Origin of the sequence: Haloarcula taiwanensis (assembly GCA_002844335.1) — an archaeon.
GTDB lineage: Archaea > Halobacteriota > Halobacteria > Halobacteriales > Haloarculaceae > Haloarcula > Haloarcula taiwanensis.
Genome location: CP019154.1, coordinates 1,660,457 through 1,680,072 on the forward strand (window position 1 = coordinate 1,660,457; position 19,616 = coordinate 1,680,072).

Here is a 19,616-nt window from a genome sequence, read left to right on the forward strand (position 1 = left end):
GCGGAGGCCCGGATCCGTCTGGAATGTTCGGGAAGACAGCGACGATGGAGGAAGGCGGGACTTACGCATCACCGGTCACGTCGACGCGGTTGACCGCCATCACGCCGAACCCTTCTTGCAGGAGTTCAGTGCGGTCGCCGTCGACCTGCATCGTCAGCGACACATCTGCGTCGACTCGGATATCGGTCCAGGTGGGCCGCACGCTGGTCACGCGGTCGACGGCCACGTCTTCGACGCCGTCGACGGCCGCGAGGACGTCGGCGACACCGGCTGCGAGGGTCTCGGACCCGCCACGCGGAACGCGCAGTGATACGTCGGCCGATACCTCGGTCGGGGGGGTCGCCTGCAGCGACATAACGCCGACGGCCGGGGTCGAACCGGGCCGAAAGGGCACTCACCAATCGAGTCGCGTCGGTCGGGGACTGCGCGGGTGGCGGGCGCGTACGTCCGGCCCGGAGCGGCCGGTACAGGATTCCCACACCGGGACGATGGGGAACCCGAGGCTGGACAGCGAGGTAGCTACGCGATGCAGTACAGGCTCAGGGGCGAGTGGCGACACACCGGTAGGCCACACTGGCCGGCGTAAGCCTCTCAGGCGGAACAGTCGAGCGGTGGGTAGAGTCCCGCTGCTCGACAGTGAGCCAGATCAAATCGCCGCCGCAGTGCGGCGTCCATGAGTGGGAGGCCGGTCCCACGGCGGCGAACTAGTCTATGGTGCCACGTGCGGAATTTTCACCGAACAGGTGTCCGCGGCGGCCCGTTCCCCAATAAGGGGTGCATACTCGATCGTAGCATCAAGGCTACGTTCGATAGCCGACCGCCCGCTGTACAGCCAGCGAGCGAACGACGTTGGCGCGGGAACGGGAATTGCGTAGGTCATGGGTCACCACGTCGGTGAAAGCGACGTATATACGACCAGAACCGGTGATATATTAAATCTGTTTCAGACATGATACCAGATGACAACCGGCTGCAGTTACTGAGACGGCTGCAGTCCACAATACGATGTCAGTCGGCCGCTGCTGGCTGTTTCGGTGCGGCCGGTTCGTCAGCATTCGCCTCGCCGTGTGACGCTGTCCCCGCCAGCGTCCGCGTGGAGTTGCCCACGACGAGCAGACTGCTCGCCGTCATCGCCAGGGCCGCAAACAGCGGATTGAGAACGCCGAGCAGCGCGAGCGGGAGCGCAACGGCGTTGTAACAGAACGCCCACGCGAGGTTCTGGCGGACGCGGGTGCGGGTCGCGGCCGTCACCGCGAACACGTCGGGGACGGCCCGCAGGTCGTCGGTCGTCACGACCGCGTCGGCCGCGTCGGCGGCCAGCGACGTGCCCGACGCCATGGCGATACCCACGTCGGCGGCGGCGAGCGCCGGCGCGTCGTTGCTCCCGTCGCCGACCATGGCGACGGTCCCGCGGGACTGCAGCCGCTCGACGACCTCGGCTTTCGCCTCCGGCGGGACGCCAGCAAACACCTCGTCGACGCCGTCGTGGCGGTCGAAGGGGGCGGCGGCCTCGGGGCGGTCGCCGGTGATGACGACCACGTCGCGGTCCCGGGCGAGCGTCGAGACGACCGACTCCCAGTTCGCGCGGAGCCTGTCCCCCGCGACGAGTACGTCCCGCGCCGTGCCGTCCCAGCCGACCAGCGCCGGGACCCGCCCGTTCTCGGTCGCGCGCTCACACCGGCTCCGGAGCCCGCTTGGCACCTCGAACCCGAGGTCCTCGAACAGCGCCCGGGTCCCGACGACGACCCGGTCCCCGTCGACCGTCGCGCTGACGCCCTGGCCCGGGTGTTGCTCGAACGCCGAGACGGCCGCGTCGGGGACCGGAACGGCGTCGGTCACCGCCTCGGCTACGGGATGGTCCGCGAACTGCTCGACGGCGGCCGCCCGGGCCATCGCCCGGTCGTCGGCCCGCTCCAGCAGTTCCATCTCGCCGGTCGTCAGCGTGCCCGTCTTGTCGAAGGCAACCACGTCCGCGTCGGTCGCCGTCTCGAACACCGCGTCGCCAGTGACGACGGTGCCGCCGTCCAGCGCCCGGCGGATGCCGGCCGCGGTCGCAAGCGGCGTCGCAAGCCCCAGCGCGCAGGGACAGGAGACCACGAGCACCGCCAGCCCGGTCAGCATTGCGTCCGTCAGCGTTGCGCCGGTGACGAGATGCCCGCCGGTGGCGAGCACAGCCAGAACGACCACCAGCGGGACGAAGACGGCGGCGATTCGGTCGACCAGCCGCTGGACGCCGCCGCGCGTGCTCTGGACCTCCCACAGCAGGTTCGTCAGGCGGTCGACGGTGCTCTCGGCGTCGGGCCCGACGCGGGCGACGACGCCGCCCTGTGTCACCAGCGACCCGCCGATGACCTCGTCGCCCGCGGTCTTCCGGACGGCCAGGGACTCGCCGGTGACGAGGGACTCGTCGACGGCCGCGGTCCCCTCGACGACCGTGCCGTCGACCGGGACGCGCTCGCCGGACCGGACGACGACTTCGTCGCCCGGGTCGAGGTCGCTGACCGCGACCTCCTCGTGGTCCCCGTCGGCGCGTCGCCGGGCGCTGTCGGCCCGCTGTGTCGTGAACTCGGTGAGGCGGTCCAGCGCCCGCCGCCGGACCCGGTCCTGGTAGTAGTCGCCGACCGAGACTGCCATGACGATGACCGTCGCCACGTCGAAGTACACCTCTGTATGTCCCAAAATGACGGCGACGACGCTGTACAGGAAAGCGGTCACGGCAGCCATCGCCACCAGCAGGTCCATGTTCGGCCGGCCGGCCCGGAGGCTGACGTAGGCCCCGCGAAGCAACGGCCACCCGGTGTAGCCGACCACGACGCCGGTCATCACGGCCATGTTCCACAGCAGGTAAGCTCCTGCCTGCCCCGACGGGTCGAACAGTAACAGGGACGAATCGACGCCGAGATACGCCGGGTAGAGAAAGAGGATGTACCAGAGCATGGTCATCATCCCGAAGAAGCCGCCGACGATGAGCCGGCCCTCCAGTTCGTACTCGTCGTCGGTCTCCGTGGCCTGCAGGCTGGCGCCGTAGCCGGTGCCGGCCACCGCGTCTGTGAGGTCCGATTCCGTGAGTGCGTCGGCGTCATAGGTGAGTTTCATCGTCCCCGTCGGATAGCTGGCGGCCGCGGCGACGATGCCATCGTGGTCTGTGGCCCGCGCTTCGAGGAACGTTTCGCAGGTCGCACAGTGCATCCCGTCGACCGAGAGGAAAGCCGTTTCACCGTCGGCGTCGTCCGGGTCGGGGCCAGTGTCGGCGGCGTCGCGGGTTTCCGTCGCCGGGTCGTCAAGGGTTCGCGCGACTTCCAGACAGCCGCGACAGCAGAACGTCCCCTCGACCGCGTCGTCGGTGACTGGCGCATCGACCGGCAGATCACAGAGCGTACAGTGGGTCATGTCCAGGGCATCGGCAGGGGTGGTTTCGGGATGGCGATACCGAACGCCGCAAGCCCGTTCGACAGCGGGACGAGCGCGAGCGCGATGAAAACGACACCGAGCGCCCGGTGCAACGTCGCGCGATGGCCCGGCGACAGTGTTCCGAAGGCAGTCCCGTAGGCGAACACCAGCGGAAACGTCCCGAGACCAAGCGCGGCCAGCGAGAGGCCGCCGGTGAGCGCGGAGCCGGTGGCGAAGGCGTACAGGAACGCCGGGTACAGCAGCGGGCAGGGGAGCAGGCCGTGCATCGCACCCAGCGCGACCATCCCGGGGCCGTCGACCCACCTATCGACCCTAGCAACGAGCGACGCGGAGAGTCGCTGGAACAAGTCTCCGACCAGCGGCAGCGACCGGGCCACGTCGACGGCGCGGCCACGGGAGAGATACCCCAGTCCAACGGCAATGATAGCGAGGCCGACAAAAACCCCGACGGTTCCACGGACGGCGGTCCCGAAGCGTGCCAGGCCGGCCACGTCGTACAGTACACTGCCAGCAGCGCCAAGTACCGTCCCGACGAGCGCGTAGCTCACCGTCCGTCCAGCGTTGAACAACGCGTGTTGGCGTATCTCGTGGCCTGACACCGGCCCGCCGTCGTCGAGTCTGTCGGCGTAGGTTGTGACTAACGGCCCGCACATCCCAAGGCAATGGACACTCCCAATGAGTCCCAGCCCGACGAACGCCGCGAGCCCGGCCGTTTCACCGGAACTCAGCCCCGCCGTCCCGAACTGCATGTCAGACGGTACTCGACTCTGTTGGTTGTGTCATCCAGAACAGACTGCCGGCGATGATGACGACGCTAACCAGCGAGAGCGCGACGATGGAGCGGCCGGTTCCCTGCATGTAGTATGCGACCGGCGCGAGCCCGAGCAACACCAGCAACGTTACCAGCCGGGGGCTTGACGCAGACATGTCTGGCCGTACGTTAGAGGGATTATAAAAAGAAATGGGTCGTTCCTGCCTGCTGAAAACACCATCAGGGGTTTTTTTAGGTAATCTGCTATTCTCCCAGATATGGTACGGCACGAAGCTAGAGGCAGTCAGCTGCCGGATTCGCACGACGCGGTGGGGGTGCGACGATGGCGCTGAGTCGTCGACAGTTCGTCGGTGCCGCAGCCGGGACAGCGGCACTGGCCGCAACCGGCACGGCGACAGCACAGGAGGAACCGGACTACGGCGGCTGGTTCGATGACGTTTCGAACTACGACGGGACCGTCGACAAGCGCGGGCAAGACACCGTTACGATCACTGTCGGCGCGCAGGGGAACAACGGCGCGTTCGCCTTCGACCCGGCCGCGGTGATGGTCAGTCCTGGCACGGAGGTCGTCTGGGAATGGACCGGCGAGGGCGGCGGCCACAACGTCGTCTCGGACGGCGACGGGCCGCTCGACTCCGGGGGCGCGGTCAGCGAAGCCGGCACGACCTACAGCCACACCTTCGAATCGGAGGGTATCTTCAAGTACGTCTGCGTCCCACACGAGGCGCTCGGGATGAAAGGTGCGGTCGTCGTTCGGCCCGGCAGTTCGGGCGGGGGCAGCGGCTCCGGCGGCCAACAACAGCAAGGACCGCCAGCGAACCCAGACTACGGCGGTTGGTTCGATGACGTTTCGAACTACGACGGCACTACCGTCGACAGAACTGGCGACGACAGCGTCGAGATATCGGTCGGGGCACAGGGGAACAACGGCGCGTTCGCCTTCGACCCGCCCGCAGTGCGGGTGACGCCTGGGACAGAAGTGACGTGGAAGTGGACTGGTGAGGGTGGCGGCCACAACGTTGTTTCGGATGGCGATGGCCCGCTGGACTCCGGTGACCCAGTCAGCGAATCGGGGACCACCTACAGCCATACCTTCGAAGAGATGGGCGTGTACAAGTACGTCTGTACGCCTCATGCGTCACTCGGGATGAAGGGCGCTGTCGTTGTCGGTGGCCCGCTCGATGGCAGCGGTGGCGGCAGTGGCGGCGGAAGCGGACAGGAAGGTAGCGGTATCGAACTCTCCGGCCCGCAGTGGCTCCTCTCAGGCTCGGTCCTGCTTGCGTTCTTCTCGCCGCTGTTGTTCGCAGTCGCGATGCGACGCCGCCAGAACGGGCGGCCGCCACAGACGGGAGACAGTGGCGAGCTGCGTCGGGCGACCGGCCCGGAGCCGGTTGAAGAGGCTGCCGAAACTGAACCGGCCGTCGAGCTGGGCCACGACGAGTACGACCCGAAGGGAACGGCGGCGCTGGTCGCCTTCTACTTCGTGTTGATTGCCCTGCTGTGGGTGTTCATGTACTTCGTCGAGTTCCTCGGCCGCGTCTCCATAATCGGGTGATACCATGCAGGTTCATAGATTCGAAAAAGTTTGGCTCGGTGCAGCGATACTGCTCATCGTCGGGTTCATCGCGACCATCGCGTACGGTTCGGTCGGCGTTGGCGTCGGGATGGTCGATGATTCGGGCGGACAGATCAGCGCACAGGAGGTACAGAACGGGAACACTGGCACCCAGTTCGACGACCCCGGTGTCGTCAAAGAGGACGGGCAGTACGTCGTGTACGTCGTCGCCCGGCAGTTCCAGTTCGTTCCGGGAAGCGGAGACAATCCGGTGCAGGTGCCCGCAGGTGCCAACGTAACGTTCAGAGTAACCAGTGCAGACGTGGTACACGGCTTCTCTGTGGTCGAAACCAACATCAACACGATGGTCATCCCGGGCCAAGTTTCCGAAGTCTCGGCCCGGTTCAACGAACCCGGTACCTACGGGCTCATCTGCCACGAATACTGCGGGGCGGCCCATCACACGATGGGTGGCTCCGTCGAAGTCGTCCCGCCGGAGGAGTACGATATGCAACAGGAGAACATCAGTCAGTCCGCAGATGATGCACAGGCCCAGGAGGAGGCGGATCAGTAATGGTGTTCGTCGACTCCTATCCGAAAACGTCGAAACTCGTCCGGAGCGAGTTTATTGTGGCATTTGCCGCCCTCGGAATCGGCGCGCTATTTGGCATCATCCAGTCGCTTCACCGCACTGGCGTGTTCCGCGGGTTCGTCAGTTCGGCGGACTACTACACGATTCTGACGGGCCACGGCGTCCTGCTGGCGCTCGTGTTCACCACGTTCTTCATCGCGGGGCTGTTCACGTGGGCTGTCGCTAACAGCCTCGAACGCGAGCTACCACACCGCATCGCTTGGTCGGCCTTCTGGGTAATGCTCACGGGGACAGTGCTCGCGGCCGTGTCCATCATCGGTGGTATCGTCGGCGCGCCGTCGGTTCTGGGTCACGACCTCGAAGCCGACGTGCTGTTTACCTTCTACGCCCCGATGAAGGCGCACCCGGCGTTTTACATCGGTGCCGCGCTCATCATCGTCGGTTCGTGGATCGCCGGCCTCGCGTACTTCAAGGCGCTGTGGGAGTGGCGCTCTGAGAACCCGGATGAGCGCATTCCCCTGCAGACGTTCATGGTCCTGACGACGATGCTGATGTGGTACGTCTCCACCATCGGCGTCGCCGTCGAGGTCGTCGTATTCCTCATCCCGTGGTCGCTCGGACTTATCCAGAACATCGACCCGCTGCTGACCCGGACACTGTTCTGGTACTTCGGCCACCCGGTCGTGTACTTCTGGCTCATGCCGGCGTACCTCGTCTGGTACACTATCCTGCCGAAACTGGCCGGCGGGCGACTGTTCAGTGACCCGCTCGCTCGCGTGGTCTTCGTCGCTTTCCTCCTGCTGTCGACCCCGGTCGGCTTCCACCACCAGTACACCGACCCCGGTATCCCGTCAGGGTACAAGTTCATCGCGATGACGAACACGATGTTCCTCCTGTTGCCCTCGCTGTTGACCGCGTTCACCGTGGTTGCCTCGGTTGAGCATGGGGCTCGCCAGCGGGGTGCAAAGGGCTACATCTCTTGGCTTCGGGATCTGCCCTGGGGTAAGCCGGCCTTCGCCGGCTGTATGCTCGCCGGGCTGATGTTCGCCGCCGGTGGCTTCTCCGGCATGATTAACGCCGGGATGAACATCAACTACCTCATCCACAACACCATCTGGGTGCCTGGCCACTTCCACCTCACCGTCGGGACCGCGTTCGCACTGACGGCGATGGCTATCAGCTACTGGCTGGTCCCACAGATCACCGGGAAGAAACTCCGACAGCGAAGCCTTGCTTCAGTGCAGCCGTACGTCTGGTTCGTGGGCATGGCAGTGATGTCGAACGCAATGCACCGTGCGGGCCTCGCCGGTATCCCGCGACGGACTGCCGAACCGACCTACGACGAGTTCGCGTTCGAGGGTGTCGCCGGAACGGTCGGCGAGATGCGCCTGCAGATCGCTATCGGCGGCTTCCTGCTGTTCGTCGGCGCGGCGATGTTCCTCATCGTCATGGCCGACACCCTGCTCGCTCGCCGTGGCGGGACGCTGTCGGTCAACGGCAATATCCCGGAACCGCTGTCCGGCGCCGATCACAGCCCGCGCATCCTCGACAACTACAAGCTCTGGACGGCGATTGCCCTGCTGCTCATCGTCATCGCCTACGGGCCGCCGCTCGCCAGCATGGTTGCTGACGGACTATTCGCGCCCGGTAGCCCGCCAATCCCAGTCTAACACCACTTCACTACTCTCTCATCATGTTCGAAGACGTCGACGGGCCGGAGCAGAAAACGCTGCTACGACTCCTCATCATCGTCGGAATCGGTTTGCCCATCCTCATCGAAGTCGTTACCTTCGGGAGTATGATGGGGCATCACTTGCTGGGAGACACCGGCGCTGAAGCGGTCCCCGAAACGCCGACAGCGGCGGAGACTGGTGCCGGCGTCGGTGACCCGATTCTGGAATCCGCGGATGTCTCGGCCCGGATCGATGCGGCGTCTGTCGTCACCGCTGACGAGGGGTGGCGGTTCACGCTTACGGTCAACGTGACGAACACCGGGGCAGACCCCGCAGCGGTTCGTCTCGACAGCGTTACCACCCGCGGCGGGGAGACGGTTGCGGATACCGCGAGCACTGGACAGCTACCAGTGGGAAACACTGATAACGTAACGCAGTCGTGGCTCCTCCCTCCCGGCGAGCGCCCGGACAGCGTCTCTGTAACGGTGTTTGTGTATCCGGACGGGGACGGAGTACAGTCGACGCAATACACCGTCGCACTCGGTGATATTCCCGTTTCGAACCGCTGACCGCCTCACCCGTCGACGGGGTCGTCACAGGACGGGCAGATGTCGGCATCAGACGGAAGCGACTCGCCGCATTCGCTACAGTACGACTGGCCGGCGTCGCGGCCGCCCGGCGTGAAGACAGACGTATCATCCATCCACGCTTCGTCGGTTGTCTCATTCGTATCGCCCGGTCCAGCCGTCTCCGAGTCCATGTCTGTACCACTGTGGTCGACCGGGCCCTCAGGGTCCGCGTCGTCGTCTGACGACTGCGCGTTGTTCTGTGCTGATTCGTGAGCTGCCGGTTCCGCCGCCGGAACCTCGTCGGGTGAAAACACTCGTGTCCCGGTGTGCCCCGGTGACTCCACGTCACTGCCAGCGGCTTCCGTGTCGGTTTCCTCTCCAGTCTGGTCCCGGGACTCCGGTGCGGCGTCGGCAGCCTGTTCGGCAGCTGGGCTCCCCTCGCCGTTTTGCGCCGTCCCGACCGGCGGCATAACCGGGAACCGCTGGTCAGGACGGCGCTGCGGGTTCGAAAGCGGTGCGCGGATTCTGACGACGGCCCCGGCGAGCAACTGGAAGAGGAGGTACGCACTCGCCAGTACACCGGGGACGGCAATGCAGAGGAGTGTGGCCTGTGCTGGCTGGACGCCCATCAGTTGGAGTGCCGCCTCACCCACGGGACTAACGCCGGCCTGAGTCAGCCACGGTGACAGCCCCGACTGGACGCCGGGTGCGGTGACCATCTGGACCAGCCACCCAGTACTAAGCGAGACTGCGCTTACAAACACCAGCAGCGACAGGAATGAGGGGACCGAAAGTGTGTACACACGGTGACCGTAAGCGACGGTCCGAACGACCAGATGCACTGTTCCGAACAGTGCAACCACCGTGAGCGGCCCTCGCTGACCGAGACTCAGACTCACCAGCAGGCAGCCGAGGAGCACACTGCCGGGGATAGCGAGCAACAGACTCGGGTGGTCCAGCCGATACGCGTCGACGAGGTTGCCGTGCCTGTTCCGAAGCCGGCGGTTGATGAGGACGACGGTGGCCAGCGACGGACCGCCGAGCCAGAGACCAGTGGCAAGTACAGTTCGTAGCGAGACGGTTCGACCAGCAAATGTCGCGAGAACAGGTCGTTCGAGCCCCGGGAACTGCGCCAGCAGCAGCCCCGTCGCGAGTACCCAGCCACCGTAGACGAGCCATGCCACGCCCATGCCAACAAACAGCCAGGTTTCAACTCGCAGTAATGCGGCGGACTCACGGACTTCCAGCCACAGTCGACCACGCTCCATCAGCCTGATGTTTCCCGACCGACCGCTTAATTATGGGTGGTCACGCCGCCCGAATTGTCATCGTGGCGACACCAGACAGTTCGAGTTCGTCGCCCGGTTGGATTGGTTCCCGGTCGCCCTTCTGCAGTTGGGTCTCGTTCAGCCGCGTCGGGTTGTCCCCGAGATCGACGACATAGTACCCGTCGGGCTGTCGGTCAAACCGGACGTGTTCGCGGTGGATTCGGACCGCTTCGTCTTCCGGTCGCCCGGCGTCCAGTAGCGCCGCCCGGATTTCCCGGCCGATGCGGTCCCCGTCTTCGACGGTGATGTCTCGACCTTCGACCGCGAGGACGAGTTTGTCCGGGACCGTCGCGTCGTCGGTGGACTGTGAGGCGAGTGTGTCGACGGCGTTGCCCGTGGCTGCTGGCTCACTCTCCGTCTCGTCGGCAGTCGACGACTCAGCTGTCGAATCAGCCGTCGATGTGTCACGGTCGCCGCGATGCGCGTCGAGATCTTCCCCACAGTTGACACAGAAACTGGCGTCGTCGTCAACAGCGGTGTCACAGGACGGGCACGCGTCGAGTGAACCGTCGTCTTCCGGTGTGATGTCCTGTACGTCGGCACCACAGGCGACACAGAAATTCGCATCGGCGTCAAGTTCGTGGTCACAGTCCGGACAGCTAATCGTCGCCACGTCGTCATCTGCCTCCGAGGTTTCGTCGGATGTCTCGGCGTCCTCATCAGAGTCACTGCTGTGCTGTTTCGAGGTCCCATCGGCCTCGTCGGGTTCCGTCGTACCGTTCGGCCTGGTTCCGTTTTCGGCCTCGATGTCGGCGTCAGTTTCGTGTTCCGTCGCTGTCTCTGCCGTTTCCGCCGTCTCGTCACCGACCTCGGCTGCCCCAGTATCCGAGGCCGCATCCGCCGATGCTTCGTCTTCGGTGTGGCTATCAGGGGTGTCGGATTCGTCGGTAGCCTCTACGGCCCGGCCATCCATTGGGTCCGTCTCGTCCGTGCCTTCCGGTATCAGGTCGGCGTCGTCCGGTACCCCATCATCGGTAGCAAAATCGGCGGCGCTTTCGTCAGTGTGTTGCCACTCACCACAGTCCGGGTTTGTGCACCATCCGCCCGCGACTGTCGGATCAAAATCCTCGTCGCATATGGGGCATTTTACCGTGCGGTCGGATTCAGGCATGGATTTCGTTAGGCCCTACAGAGTCGAGAAATAAAATACTTGTCCCACGAAACTTTCTCTCTACTCGTCTGTCATGATCACTGTGTCACGTTCGGAAATATCGAGGTCTGGATCGATATCTCGAACTGGCATACCGCCGCTTTCCGGCGTTTTCGGGAGCGCACTATCAGCAAACAGGAGCACGGAGATGTTGTCCTTCCCGCCGCGGTTGTTTGCCAGTGACACGAACTCCTGACTCGCCGCGTCGAGGGACGCTGCGTCGAGGACAACGTCACGGATCTCGTCGTCCGTGACAGCCGCTTCGCGGATACGCTCGGCCACCGTATCGGCGTGGTCCGAATCAACGTACTCCTCGTACAGTTCCGGTGCGTCGGTCTGGGCGTCGATGAGTCCGTCGCTGGTCGCCAACACCGTGTCTTCCGCGTACAGCCTGACTGTGCGCGTGTCCACCCCGACAGTCGCCTCGTCGGGGTCCTCGTAGCCGGACCCGCCCAGCGCGCGTGTGATCTCGTTCCCGTTCGGGTGGACGTGTGCCTCGACGGGGTCGATTTCGTCGTTGTCGACCCATTCCTGAACGACGGCGTGATCTCTGGTCAACGGCGAGATCGTTTCACGGACACTGTTGACGACGTAGGCCCGGCTATCACCGACCCAGCCGTAATGGAGCTTGCCGTCGGCGTAGATCCCCGCGACAACCGTCGTGTAGGATTGGGTCCCGGTCTCGTTTGCGTACCGGATGATCTCGCGGTGGGCCGCCGTAATCGCCTCCGCCACGGCAGTTTCGAGTTCGCGCTCACCGGGCGGGTCCGGAAGGACGTCACGGGCCACATCCACATCGAAGCCTCCGGGATAGCTCCGGGCCGTCCGGATCGCCACGGGGGCAAGCTGTTCAGCCACAATAGTCGTCGTGATGTACGACGCGATATCGCCGGCATCGTGTCCGCCAGCGCCGTCAGCGACCACGAACACGCCGGCCGAGCGGTTCATCGGCTTCCCATCGCCATCGGTGTCAGACGTATCTGCGTCGGCAGTGTCGGCTGCGTCCGTGTCGTCAGCGGTATCGGCCGCCGTCTCAGTACCGGCTGTCTCGCCTGTCACATCCGCCGTCTCGTCGCCGCCTGCTGTGACCGGCTCCTTCGACTGTGGTCTGTCTTGCCCGCGGTAGCCGTCTCGATGGCCCTCCTCAAACACCGTCAAAGAGACGCTGTCCTCGTTAATGCCCTGTCCTCGCTTCCTGTCGCCGATGTCATAGTTCGTACTGTATCTCATGACTCCTCCGGGTGGAACTCGAACGTGACCCCGTAGGTCGGATGGACCAGCGACACCAGATCGCCGTCACTGAGTGTCACCGATTCGGGGGGCACGTCGCCGTGTCTGTCGGTCGGGTCCTCGCCTTCGGAACGCAGGCGGTTGCGTCCGGGTTCGGAGAGGACTCGCTGCCAGCCAGCCCCTTTCTGGACGAACGTCCCGTTGAGGCTCCGGTCGTGGAGGGCCCACTCGCCGTCCTCGATATCGAACTGTACCTGCACCGAGGAGATGTACTCTCCCTGCGGATCTTCGATTGTTATCGATGCCGGGGGACCGCTCGCGCCCTGTCGCCCGATAGTGTCGCCCGGTTCAACGGTGAACTGCCTGTCCGCCTGGATGTACGTCACCGACGCTGTCGCGGGCGGCGTCGGATCGCGCCGTTCAAGCACCTCCTTGAGGACCGTCGCGTTCCGGTATCTGTCGCGATAATGTGATTGCGTGGCCCGTTCGACGATTTCGGCCAGATAATCGTCGCAGTCGGCCCCGAACGCTTGCGGGTTCACCCCGTCTTTCTTCGGGACGCTCCCCTTGAGCAGGAACAGGAGTATCTTCCCGATAGAATACACGTCCGACCACGGCCCCTGCCGAACGTCAGTCCGGCTGGCCTCGGCGACTTCACGGGGCTTGAACGGCCCCAGAATTGTCGTCCCGGTGTTCCCAGAGGCGGGGTCCCCGGAGGCGTCGAAGCCCGTCGCCGTGTTGAAATCGATCAGTGTGGGCGTGATGTCGGGCGTGAGCATCACGTTCTCCGGTTTCAGGTCCCGGTAGACGATCTCGTTCTCGTGGAGAAACCCCATCGCGTCACAGAGATCGATGCCGATCTGGCGGACCTGCTCGCTGTCGTCGATCGGGCCGTGCTGGTCGATGACTTCGTCGAGCTCGATCCCGTCGACGATCAGCTGGACGACCAGAAACGGAACGTCACGCTCTATGACCTGATCGTAGTAATCCATCACGTTCTCGTGGCCGCCGGCTCGGCGGATGCGTTCCAGCGAGTCGACCTCCTTTTTGAAGTACTCCTCAATGATGTCGGGGTCGTTCTGGGATTCGGTGTAGTTGGGGTATTTCACGGCGACCGACTCGCCGCTGTCGATGTCTCTGGCGCGGAACGCCTTTGCGAACCCCCCCTTGCCGAGGAACTCCTTAAGTTCGTACTGGCCGGCAATGACATCACCGCTCTCAGGTTCCCAGTTCATGAATCACCTGTTTCTCCGGCCAGTGGCGGCCATGCTGACAACACAGATCCGGACAGTCACTTCTGGATACCTTCGTCAGTGACGATTTTCGTCGCTTTGTTCTGCTCTTTGCGCCCGCCTTCCATCACGATGCGCGTCTCCCGCTCGGCTGTCTGGACGGCTTCGGCATCCTCACCGTGGATGCGCGTCATCCGCTCCAGTTGCGTCTGGGCTTCGGCGACGTTGCCCTTGCCGAGTTCCGTCTTGATTACAGTCTGGCGGTGGTCCACGTCGACCTGTTCGTTGTGCTCGGCAAGTTTCGACTCGTCGTCGGTGTAGTCGACGGTGATTGATTCCCGCGTCGTCTCACCGCCGGCGTGCAGCGTGACATCCGCCAGAGTCACGGCGTTTTGCGGGTCATTGGCCGGGGCGTGTATTTTCAGTACGACCCGCTGGGTTTCCCGCTCAAGCAGGTCGGGCAGCGGCACGACCGCCGTGTTGTCCTCCCAGTCGGGGTTCACGGACTGCGTCTGTGGGAGCGAACGGTACACCTCGCTCACTTCGACACCGTCAGCCACGTCGAGTTCGAGACGGGCGTCAGGAGCAACAACGGTCCCGGCCTCTTCAACTGCGTCGCCAAAGAACGACTCGATGTCACCGGCGGCGTCCAGATGTGTCCACTCGCCGCGAGCAACGGTCCCAAGCGTCCGAATCGTCTCCTCGCGGTAGTCGCTCCCGATGCCGGCCGCCTTGATTCTGATGCCCTCAGTGTCGATTTCGCGGGCCAGCGTCCCGAACGCTTCCGGGTCGTGGGAGTTGTCCTTCCCGTCAGAGAGGAGCAGGACCCGCCGGGCCGTGTTGTCGTCGGTCGGTAAATCCTGCAGGGACGCCTTCGCTTCCAGCAGGCCGCTGTACATATCAGTGCCCCCGCCAGCGGAAATGTCGGCGACCGCGTCCACTGCCGTTTCGCGCGAAATAGTTCCCCACCGCGTCGGCGCAAGCACCGTCGTGACCTCATTGTCGAAGGCGATGATCGAGACGTAGTCGTCTTCGTCGAGAAGCCCGAACACCCATTCAGCGCCGGCGCGTGCCTGCTCGATGTCGTCGCCGGCCATCGACCCACTGGCGTCGATACAGAGGGCGATCTGTCGCGTGGGTGGTTCCTCCAACCGTCCGGGCTCAACTTCGATTTCAGCGGTCAGTTTCGCCCCGCCCGTCGGCACGTAGGGTCGGTTGACCTCGCTCACGACAGTAGCGGTCATACTGGTAGATGGGTCGTACGGAGTAATTATATGTTTCCCTCAAATCGAGGAAAAAAGTTTCACGCACCGTCCGATTCGGTAGCCTGTTGCTACTATCTGTTCTGCGGCGGTAGGAACTATCTACGGTGCCCGTCACGCTGTCTCAACTCGACTCCCCACCCAGAGAAGGGTTCCGAACAGCGCCACGATGGTGAGCGGGAGGAGCCACTGGAACAGTGAGAGCAGCCCAGCGCTTGCCTGCACGCCGACAGCGAGCAGGATAGTGGGCCCACAGCAGGCGAACCCAGAGAGTAGTCCCGGGAGTCCCGACACAGCCCCTGCACCCGGGCCGAGACGGCAGGCCGCTGGGCCGCGCCACGCGACGACGGAGACAGCGAGGTTGAGTCCGACCAGCAATGCCAGGACTGCCCCGAGAAGCATATTCAGCGGGGCCACGAGCAGTTCGACCGGGCCGACGACCACTAGTGCAATCGGTTCCCACTGGAACGGGCCGACCTGTCGGAACGCACGGGTAAGCGGGTTACTGACGACAGACACCTCGTAGCCGGCGGGGCCGAGACCGAGGTGTCTGAGACCAGCGAGGTACAGCAGGAAGTACGTCAGTCCAGACACAGCCAGGCCCACTTGTCCGTCACGGCGGCTAAGCGCTCCGCTGACCGCAACCACGGTGTTCCGAAACAAGCGTTGGATGCTGGCAGCCACAGTAGCCCGGTCGGTCGGATTGTCAGTTGACATACGCACTCTCCGGATAGAAACCGGCCCAGGCGAACCACATCGCGTCGAAGGACAGCGTGCGGTCCAGCGGGAGCGAATCGGCATCATACGCCGTCCCGTCAATCGTGTAGCCGTCGTCCGACGCCGTAACTGACAGCGATTCCGGGTTCGCGTACACGTACCCGGTTTCGAGGGCAGTATCCGCGACAGCGACGTACAGCGTGTCGTCGATACGGCCGGTCAGCACCCGCTGGCGCAGCAGTGTTTCCTTGTCGAATGCGAGCGCCCCTGTTTCGGTCCGGGTTCCGATGACGACAGCCTTCGGATGTGCGCGGCTGTCGTCGTGTAGCGGCTCGAACAGCGTCCGCGTACTCGAATAGTAGCCGCGCTTCTCGTTGTACTGGCCGTACGGGTCAACGCCGTAGCGCCGCTGGAAACCGGTGTCTTCGGTGAGGATTCGCGTCTCCGGGTAGGTTCTAGACCAGCGATCCCACGTCGTCCAAGTGACCCGGAACTCCTGCAGTGACTCGCCAGTTAGCGGGCCTGTAATCGCTGTTGCCAGCATCTGTGGCCACCAGCTATCCGTGCCCCGGTCGTACATCGTCAGATTTGAGTTTACCAGTCGCCCGGAGACACCGAACTCCACCGGGCCACGTTCGAACCCCTGTGCGGTGCCCGTCAGCGGGCAGTACGTCACAGCGACGGCGTCGCCGGCAATGGTGTCGTTCACGATTTCGTGGTGGACAAGAATATACTGCGGATAGGCTTTCACCTCCCCATCCCGGACCAGACCGAATACCGGGTCGTCCGCAGCCAGTCCGTCCGGGGGCGTGTCGGCGAACGTCGGGTCGTCGATGGCTGGAATACCGTCTTTACGAACACCGCCGCTGACGATGTTCTCTTCGAGTGTCCCGATTTCGAAGTCCAGATGCAGGCGGCTGTCCGCTGTCGGTGGTTCTGGTCTGTCGTTCTGATCGGTTGCCGTCGACGCCGCGCTGGTTCCAGTACTAGACCCCGGTGCCGAGCCGGCTCCAGTAGTAGCACCGTCATCTCCCGCGCAGCCTGCGCCGCCGAGCGTCACACCGGCTCCAACCGTAGCGAGAAACCGTCGGCGGGAAATTTCCATATCATATATGCATTTCCCAACCACTAAGTCTCGCGGTGAGGGACCGGTAACTCCCTGCTCAGCCACTTATGCAAGAGATTTCGGTGAACGGTCCAGCGGTCGGGCCGCCTAACTGACGAGGGTATCGACCAGCGACGAAACGTATGTCAGTTCGTCCTCGTTCACGCCGTGACCCATTCCCTCGTAGATGCGTTCCTCCACGTCGCCGTTGAGTTGCTCGAAGACCGAGGCCGTGACGTGAACGCGCTCTTCGGGGATGTGCGGGTCAACATTGCTACAGCCCAGAAACACCGGCGTCTCCTCAAGGTCGCCCTCGTACTCACGCTCGTCGATAGACTCGCCGATGAGACCGCCACTGAGGGCCACAAGGCCGCCGTAGCGTTGTGGGTTACGAGCAACGAACTCGCTTGCGAGACAGGCTCCTTGAGAGAAGCCCAGCACGAGCACGTGCTCGGTCGGAATCCCGGCTTCCTCGGCCTCCGTGACGGCGTCCTCGATAGCCTGCAGTCCCGAGGTCCGACCGGGTTCGTTCTGCTCAACCGGCGAAAGAAACGAATTGGGATACCAGGTGTTTCGCGCGGCCTGTGGCGCGAGGAGAGCCAGTCCGTCCTGCTGGAACTCCGCCCCCATCTGGACGATGCTTCGAGCCGTCGCACCCCGACCGTGGACCAGCACTGCCGCTGCACTCGCCTGCGACGGCGCGGTGCCCGCGGTCACGAGCTGCTGCCCCTGATGAGGGCCAGTCATCGCTCTCTTCCCGGCCGTCGGCCGCGTCCTGTCACGCCCGTCCAGTCAGTTTCTGTTCTCGGTCGCCCGGCGTTCCAAGTCGGCCACAGTGTCGAGTGCATACTCCAGATAGCGCCCGGAGACACTTGACTTGGCACATCGGTCAGTCGGCCTAACTGTCACGTATTCAGGTTCGCAGGCGGAGTTCGATGTCGTCGCCGTCGCGTACTGTGAGGCCAGTACCGGTTTCGGAGACAGCGTAGTCGGACTGACGCAGGCGCTTCTGTGTCGCATCAAGGGTCGCTTCGTCGGGGAGCCGAATTTCGAACCATGCCAGCCCCTGCCCGGCGTGGGGCTTGGATCGCCGTTTCCAGACGTTGGCCCCGATATGATGATGGTAGTCACCGGCCGCCAAGAACACCGCGCCGTCGTATGTGGCCCTGACGCGGAGTCCGAGTGCATCAGCGTAGAACGCCCGGGCCGTCTCCACTGACGAGACTTCCAGATACACGTGTCCGATATCGGAGTCGGCGGGCATCGACTGTTCGCCGGTCGCAGCGGCCGCGACTGACTGCGTATCGAGGGGGTCGGTTACCATTTCGACGTGACCCGACGGTGTCTCCTCCCACGACGCCCGCGGAAAGTCCCGATAGATTTCGACGCCGTTCCCGGCCGGGTCCGACAGATACAGCGCCTCGCTGACACCGTGATCCGATGCGCCGTCGAGTGTCCACTCCGAGTTGATACGCTGGAGTGCGTCACCCAGCGCCGCTCGCGATGGGACGCGAAACGCGACGTGATACAGCCCGGTCGCTGAATCCTCTCTCACTGGTGCGTCTGGACGGTGATTTAGAATCAAGAGCGCCTGTCCGCCCGCACCGAGTATCGCGCGGTCGGCGTCTGCGTCTATAACGTTGAGGCCGACAACAGCACGGTAGAACTCGACAGTCGGTGATAACTCAGCAACAGTCAGGGCCACCCGACCAATCTTGGTGTCCGAGGGAAGGGTCGCTTTATCCATGTTGAAAATAGGCGTAGCTGGTCCATAATTCTGGGTGCCGGTCGTCGGCACCTGCAACACGTTTGAGCTGGCTGGCTCGGTCCGTCAACAGTAGTGTGTATTTTGCTACCAATCCTCCATGATATTTTAGAAATGATAAAATTTAGCGCAAAATACCTAGAATATACTCCGTGGCAAGAATTATGCATAAACTATTACGTAGTACTAGCACAGCCGTGTGTTAACCTTCATCAGAGTAGTACTATAACCTTCGAGTTGTTACCTTGGGTTGACTATGAAAAAGCAGGAGCTCATCCACCTTCACGGCCTGCTTGCACAGGTACAGAACCACTACGAAGCCGAATCCGGGACAGAAGTAGACCACGACGAATACGAGGAACTTGGCGTCAAGCCGACATCGATTCACAAGTCGAAAACAGACCACAAGGCCGCTGTCTTTGCGATTGCTGACGGTATTGCCTCCGAGATGGCTGACGAAACCAAAGAGCCTGTTTCTGCCGCCGCGGACTAACGGTTCTCCGTAGCTTCTACGCGATTTACCCGACGAGCACTGCGGCTAGTGACTGTATAACCGCTATCAGAGATATGCTTGAGTTACAATACGCCGAGAGTGTCGCGCACTCCGCTGCTCGGAAGCCAGACTTACTCGTCGATTAATTCCTCGAACTCGGGTAACACGTCGTCCGATTCGTCTCCGGACTGGTCCGATGGCAGGTCGCCGGATTCGGCTGCCGGTTCCGCGGACGAGGACTCGTCTTCAGTCGTCTCGTCGGACTCCTCTGGAATCTCCTCGATTTCCAGCACGTCGAGCGGGATGTTCTCCAGCCGCTGCCCGATCTCCTTGCGGGCGATCCGGGCGGCGTGTTCGTCCCGTTCGACGTTGAACACAGTCATCTCCAGTTCGAGTGCGACGAGACTCTCGTCGGCTGCGAGAAAGGCAGGTTCCAGTGTCTCACCGCAGTGCGGACAGTGCCGGTCTCCCATGTTGATTTCGACGTAGTTGAGGTCAGGATTCAACATCTCGCCCGTCTTCGAGATGGCGATGCGAACTGCCTCATCCGCAGATGCCACGTCGTACACTGGGACTGCGGCCTCGACAACAACTCGGCAATTCATGGTAGTATGTTTGTTTCCCAATATAATGAAGGTTAGCCCTGACCCAGAGAGTACCACACGCCACGGATATCAGGAGTCAGCAAGACGGAACGGACGATCAAGCGGTACACAGACGGCTACTCCAAAACATCACGACGACGAAACGCAGGGATATGCG

General features: G+C 63.4%; 18 protein-coding genes. 5 read left to right on the forward strand and 13 right to left on the reverse strand.

The annotated features are described in order from the left end of the window. Positions 1 to 61: 61 nt before the first annotated feature. The 3 genes from BVU17_08440 to BVU17_08450 all read right to left on the reverse strand — a co-directional run bounded on the left by BVU17_08440 (position 62) and on the right by BVU17_08450 (position 4,160). Positions 62 to 355: a hypothetical protein gene (locus tag BVU17_08440; protein ID AUG47541.1), complete on the reverse strand. Its 294-nt coding sequence runs from the start codon at positions 353 to 355 to the stop codon at positions 62 to 64. A 653-nt stretch (positions 356 to 1,008) separates the two neighbouring features. Next, the gene (locus BVU17_08445) at positions 1,009 to 3,390 is read right to left on the reverse strand and encodes a copper-translocating P-type ATPase (GenBank protein ID AUG47542.1); all 2,382 of its coding nucleotides are present in this window, start codon (positions 3,388 to 3,390) and stop codon (positions 1,009 to 1,011) included. Next, complete coding sequence (locus tag BVU17_08450; protein AUG47543.1) at positions 3,387 to 4,160, reverse strand: hypothetical protein; 774 nt, start codon at positions 4,158 to 4,160, stop codon at positions 3,387 to 3,389. The genes BVU17_08445 and BVU17_08450 overlap by 4 nt, the downstream gene beginning before the upstream one ends. A 345-nt stretch (positions 4,161 to 4,505) precedes the next feature. On the opposite strand from BVU17_08450, the gene BVU17_08455 reads away from it, so the two are divergent. From BVU17_08455 to BVU17_08470, 4 genes are read left to right on the forward strand one after another with little or no spacing between them, the layout of a single operon-like run. Next, positions 4,506 to 5,738, forward strand: coding sequence for a halocyanin (locus BVU17_08455; protein ID AUG47544.1), 1,233 nt, complete (start codon positions 4,506 to 4,508; stop codon positions 5,736 to 5,738). Positions 5,739 to 5,742: 4 nt separating this feature from the next. Next, positions 5,743 to 6,312 (forward strand): cytochrome C oxidase subunit II, encoded by a 570-nt coding sequence (locus tag BVU17_08460; protein AUG47545.1) that lies wholly within the window; start codon positions 5,743 to 5,745, stop codon positions 6,310 to 6,312. Next, a complete protein-coding gene (locus tag BVU17_08465; GenBank protein AUG47546.1) occupies positions 6,312 to 8,000 on the forward strand; it encodes a cytochrome C oxidase subunit I in 1,689 nt (562 codons plus the stop codon). Before BVU17_08460 ends, BVU17_08465 begins: the two co-directional genes overlap by 1 nt. A gap of 23 nt (positions 8,001 to 8,023) precedes the next feature. After that, positions 8,024 to 8,572, forward strand: a complete 549-nt coding sequence (locus BVU17_08470; protein AUG47547.1) for a hypothetical protein — start codon at positions 8,024 to 8,026, stop codon at positions 8,570 to 8,572. Positions 8,573 to 8,577: 5 nt separating this feature from the next. On the opposite strand, the gene BVU17_08475 is transcribed toward BVU17_08470, so the two are convergent. From BVU17_08475 to BVU17_08515, 9 genes are all read right to left on the reverse strand, one after another. Continuing rightward, the gene (locus BVU17_08475) at positions 8,578 to 9,840 is read right to left on the reverse strand and encodes a zinc ribbon domain-containing protein (GenBank protein ID AUG47548.1); all 1,263 of its coding nucleotides are present in this window, start codon (positions 9,838 to 9,840) and stop codon (positions 8,578 to 8,580) included. 40 nt (positions 9,841 to 9,880) lie between these two features. Next, positions 9,881 to 11,011 (reverse strand): DNA-binding protein, encoded by a 1,131-nt coding sequence (locus BVU17_08480; GenBank protein AUG47549.1) that lies wholly within the window; start codon positions 11,009 to 11,011, stop codon positions 9,881 to 9,883. Positions 11,012 to 11,071: 60 nt separating this feature from the next. Further along, complete coding sequence (locus BVU17_08485) at positions 11,072 to 12,280, reverse strand: protein phosphatase (GenBank protein ID AUG47550.1); 1,209 nt, start codon at positions 12,278 to 12,280, stop codon at positions 11,072 to 11,074. Further along, on the reverse strand, positions 12,277 to 13,515 hold the full coding sequence (locus BVU17_08490; protein ID AUG47551.1) for a serine/threonine protein kinase: 1,239 nt from the start codon (positions 13,513 to 13,515) through the stop codon (positions 12,277 to 12,279). Before BVU17_08490 ends, BVU17_08485 begins: the two co-directional genes overlap by 4 nt. 56 nt (positions 13,516 to 13,571) lie before the next feature. Then, on the reverse strand, positions 13,572 to 14,756 hold the full coding sequence (locus BVU17_08495) for a hypothetical protein (GenBank protein ID AUG47552.1): 1,185 nt from the start codon (positions 14,754 to 14,756) through the stop codon (positions 13,572 to 13,574). 132 nt (positions 14,757 to 14,888) lie between these two features. After that, positions 14,889 to 15,491, reverse strand: a complete 603-nt coding sequence (locus BVU17_08500; GenBank protein AUG47553.1) for a hypothetical protein — start codon at positions 15,489 to 15,491, stop codon at positions 14,889 to 14,891. Beyond that, the gene (locus BVU17_08505; GenBank protein ID AUG48876.1) at positions 15,481 to 16,551 is read right to left on the reverse strand and encodes a hypothetical protein; all 1,071 of its coding nucleotides are present in this window, start codon (positions 16,549 to 16,551) and stop codon (positions 15,481 to 15,483) included. Before BVU17_08505 ends, BVU17_08500 begins: the two co-directional genes overlap by 11 nt. A gap of 153 nt (positions 16,552 to 16,704) precedes the next feature. Further along, on the reverse strand, positions 16,705 to 17,343 hold the full coding sequence (locus BVU17_08510) for a phospholipase (protein AUG47554.1): 639 nt from the start codon (positions 17,341 to 17,343) through the stop codon (positions 16,705 to 16,707). A gap of 166 nt (positions 17,344 to 17,509) precedes the next feature. Next, complete coding sequence (locus BVU17_08515; protein AUG47555.1) at positions 17,510 to 18,343, reverse strand: glyoxalase; 834 nt, start codon at positions 18,341 to 18,343, stop codon at positions 17,510 to 17,512. Positions 18,344 to 18,617: 274 nt separating this feature from the next. Between BVU17_08515 and BVU17_08520 the strand changes: the two genes are divergently transcribed. Next, positions 18,618 to 18,854: a metal-binding protein gene (locus tag BVU17_08520; GenBank protein ID AUG47556.1), complete on the forward strand. Its 237-nt coding sequence runs from the start codon at positions 18,618 to 18,620 to the stop codon at positions 18,852 to 18,854. Between the two features lie 131 nt (positions 18,855 to 18,985). Here BVU17_08520 and BVU17_08525 read toward each other — a convergent pair whose 3' ends face one another. Next, the gene (locus BVU17_08525; protein ID AUG47557.1) at positions 18,986 to 19,459 is read right to left on the reverse strand and encodes a hypothetical protein; all 474 of its coding nucleotides are present in this window, start codon (positions 19,457 to 19,459) and stop codon (positions 18,986 to 18,988) included. Positions 19,460 to 19,616 lie beyond the last annotated feature (157 nt).

Coding starts and splice junctions, on each gene's coding strand:
- BVU17_08440 (AUG47541.1), bottom strand. CDS start 355: ATGTCGCTGCAGGCGACCCCCCCGACCGAGGTATCGGCCGACGTATCA.
- BVU17_08445 (AUG47542.1), bottom strand. CDS start 3,390: ATGACCCACTGTACGCTCTGTGATCTGCCGGTCGATGCGCCAGTCACC.
- BVU17_08450 (AUG47543.1), bottom strand. CDS start 4,160: ATGCAGTTCGGGACGGCGGGGCTGAGTTCCGGTGAAACGGCCGGGCTC.
- BVU17_08455 (AUG47544.1), top strand. CDS start 4,506: ATGGCGCTGAGTCGTCGACAGTTCGTCGGTGCCGCAGCCGGGACAGCG.
- BVU17_08460 (AUG47545.1), top strand. CDS start 5,743: ATGCAGGTTCATAGATTCGAAAAAGTTTGGCTCGGTGCAGCGATACTG.
- BVU17_08465 (AUG47546.1), top strand. CDS start 6,312: ATGGTGTTCGTCGACTCCTATCCGAAAACGTCGAAACTCGTCCGGAGC.
- BVU17_08470 (AUG47547.1), top strand. CDS start 8,024: ATGTTCGAAGACGTCGACGGGCCGGAGCAGAAAACGCTGCTACGACTC.
- BVU17_08475 (AUG47548.1), bottom strand. CDS start 9,840: ATGGAGCGTGGTCGACTGTGGCTGGAAGTCCGTGAGTCCGCCGCATTA.
- BVU17_08480 (AUG47549.1), bottom strand. CDS start 11,011: ATGCCTGAATCCGACCGCACGGTAAAATGCCCCATATGCGACGAGGAT.
- BVU17_08485 (AUG47550.1), bottom strand. CDS start 12,280: ATGAGATACAGTACGAACTATGACATCGGCGACAGGAAGCGAGGACAG.
- BVU17_08490 (AUG47551.1), bottom strand. CDS start 13,515: ATGAACTGGGAACCTGAGAGCGGTGATGTCATTGCCGGCCAGTACGAA.
- BVU17_08495 (AUG47552.1), bottom strand. CDS start 14,756: ATGACCGCTACTGTCGTGAGCGAGGTCAACCGACCCTACGTGCCGACG.
- BVU17_08500 (AUG47553.1), bottom strand. CDS start 15,491: ATGTCAACTGACAATCCGACCGACCGGGCTACTGTGGCTGCCAGCATC.
- BVU17_08510 (AUG47554.1), bottom strand. CDS start 17,343: ATGACTGGCCCTCATCAGGGGCAGCAGCTCGTGACCGCGGGCACCGCG.
- BVU17_08515 (AUG47555.1), bottom strand. CDS start 18,343: ATGGATAAAGCGACCCTTCCCTCGGACACCAAGATTGGTCGGGTGGCC.
- BVU17_08520 (AUG47556.1), top strand. CDS start 18,618: ATGAAAAAGCAGGAGCTCATCCACCTTCACGGCCTGCTTGCACAGGTA.
- BVU17_08525 (AUG47557.1), bottom strand. CDS start 19,459: ATGAATTGCCGAGTTGTTGTCGAGGCCGCAGTCCCAGTGTACGACGTG.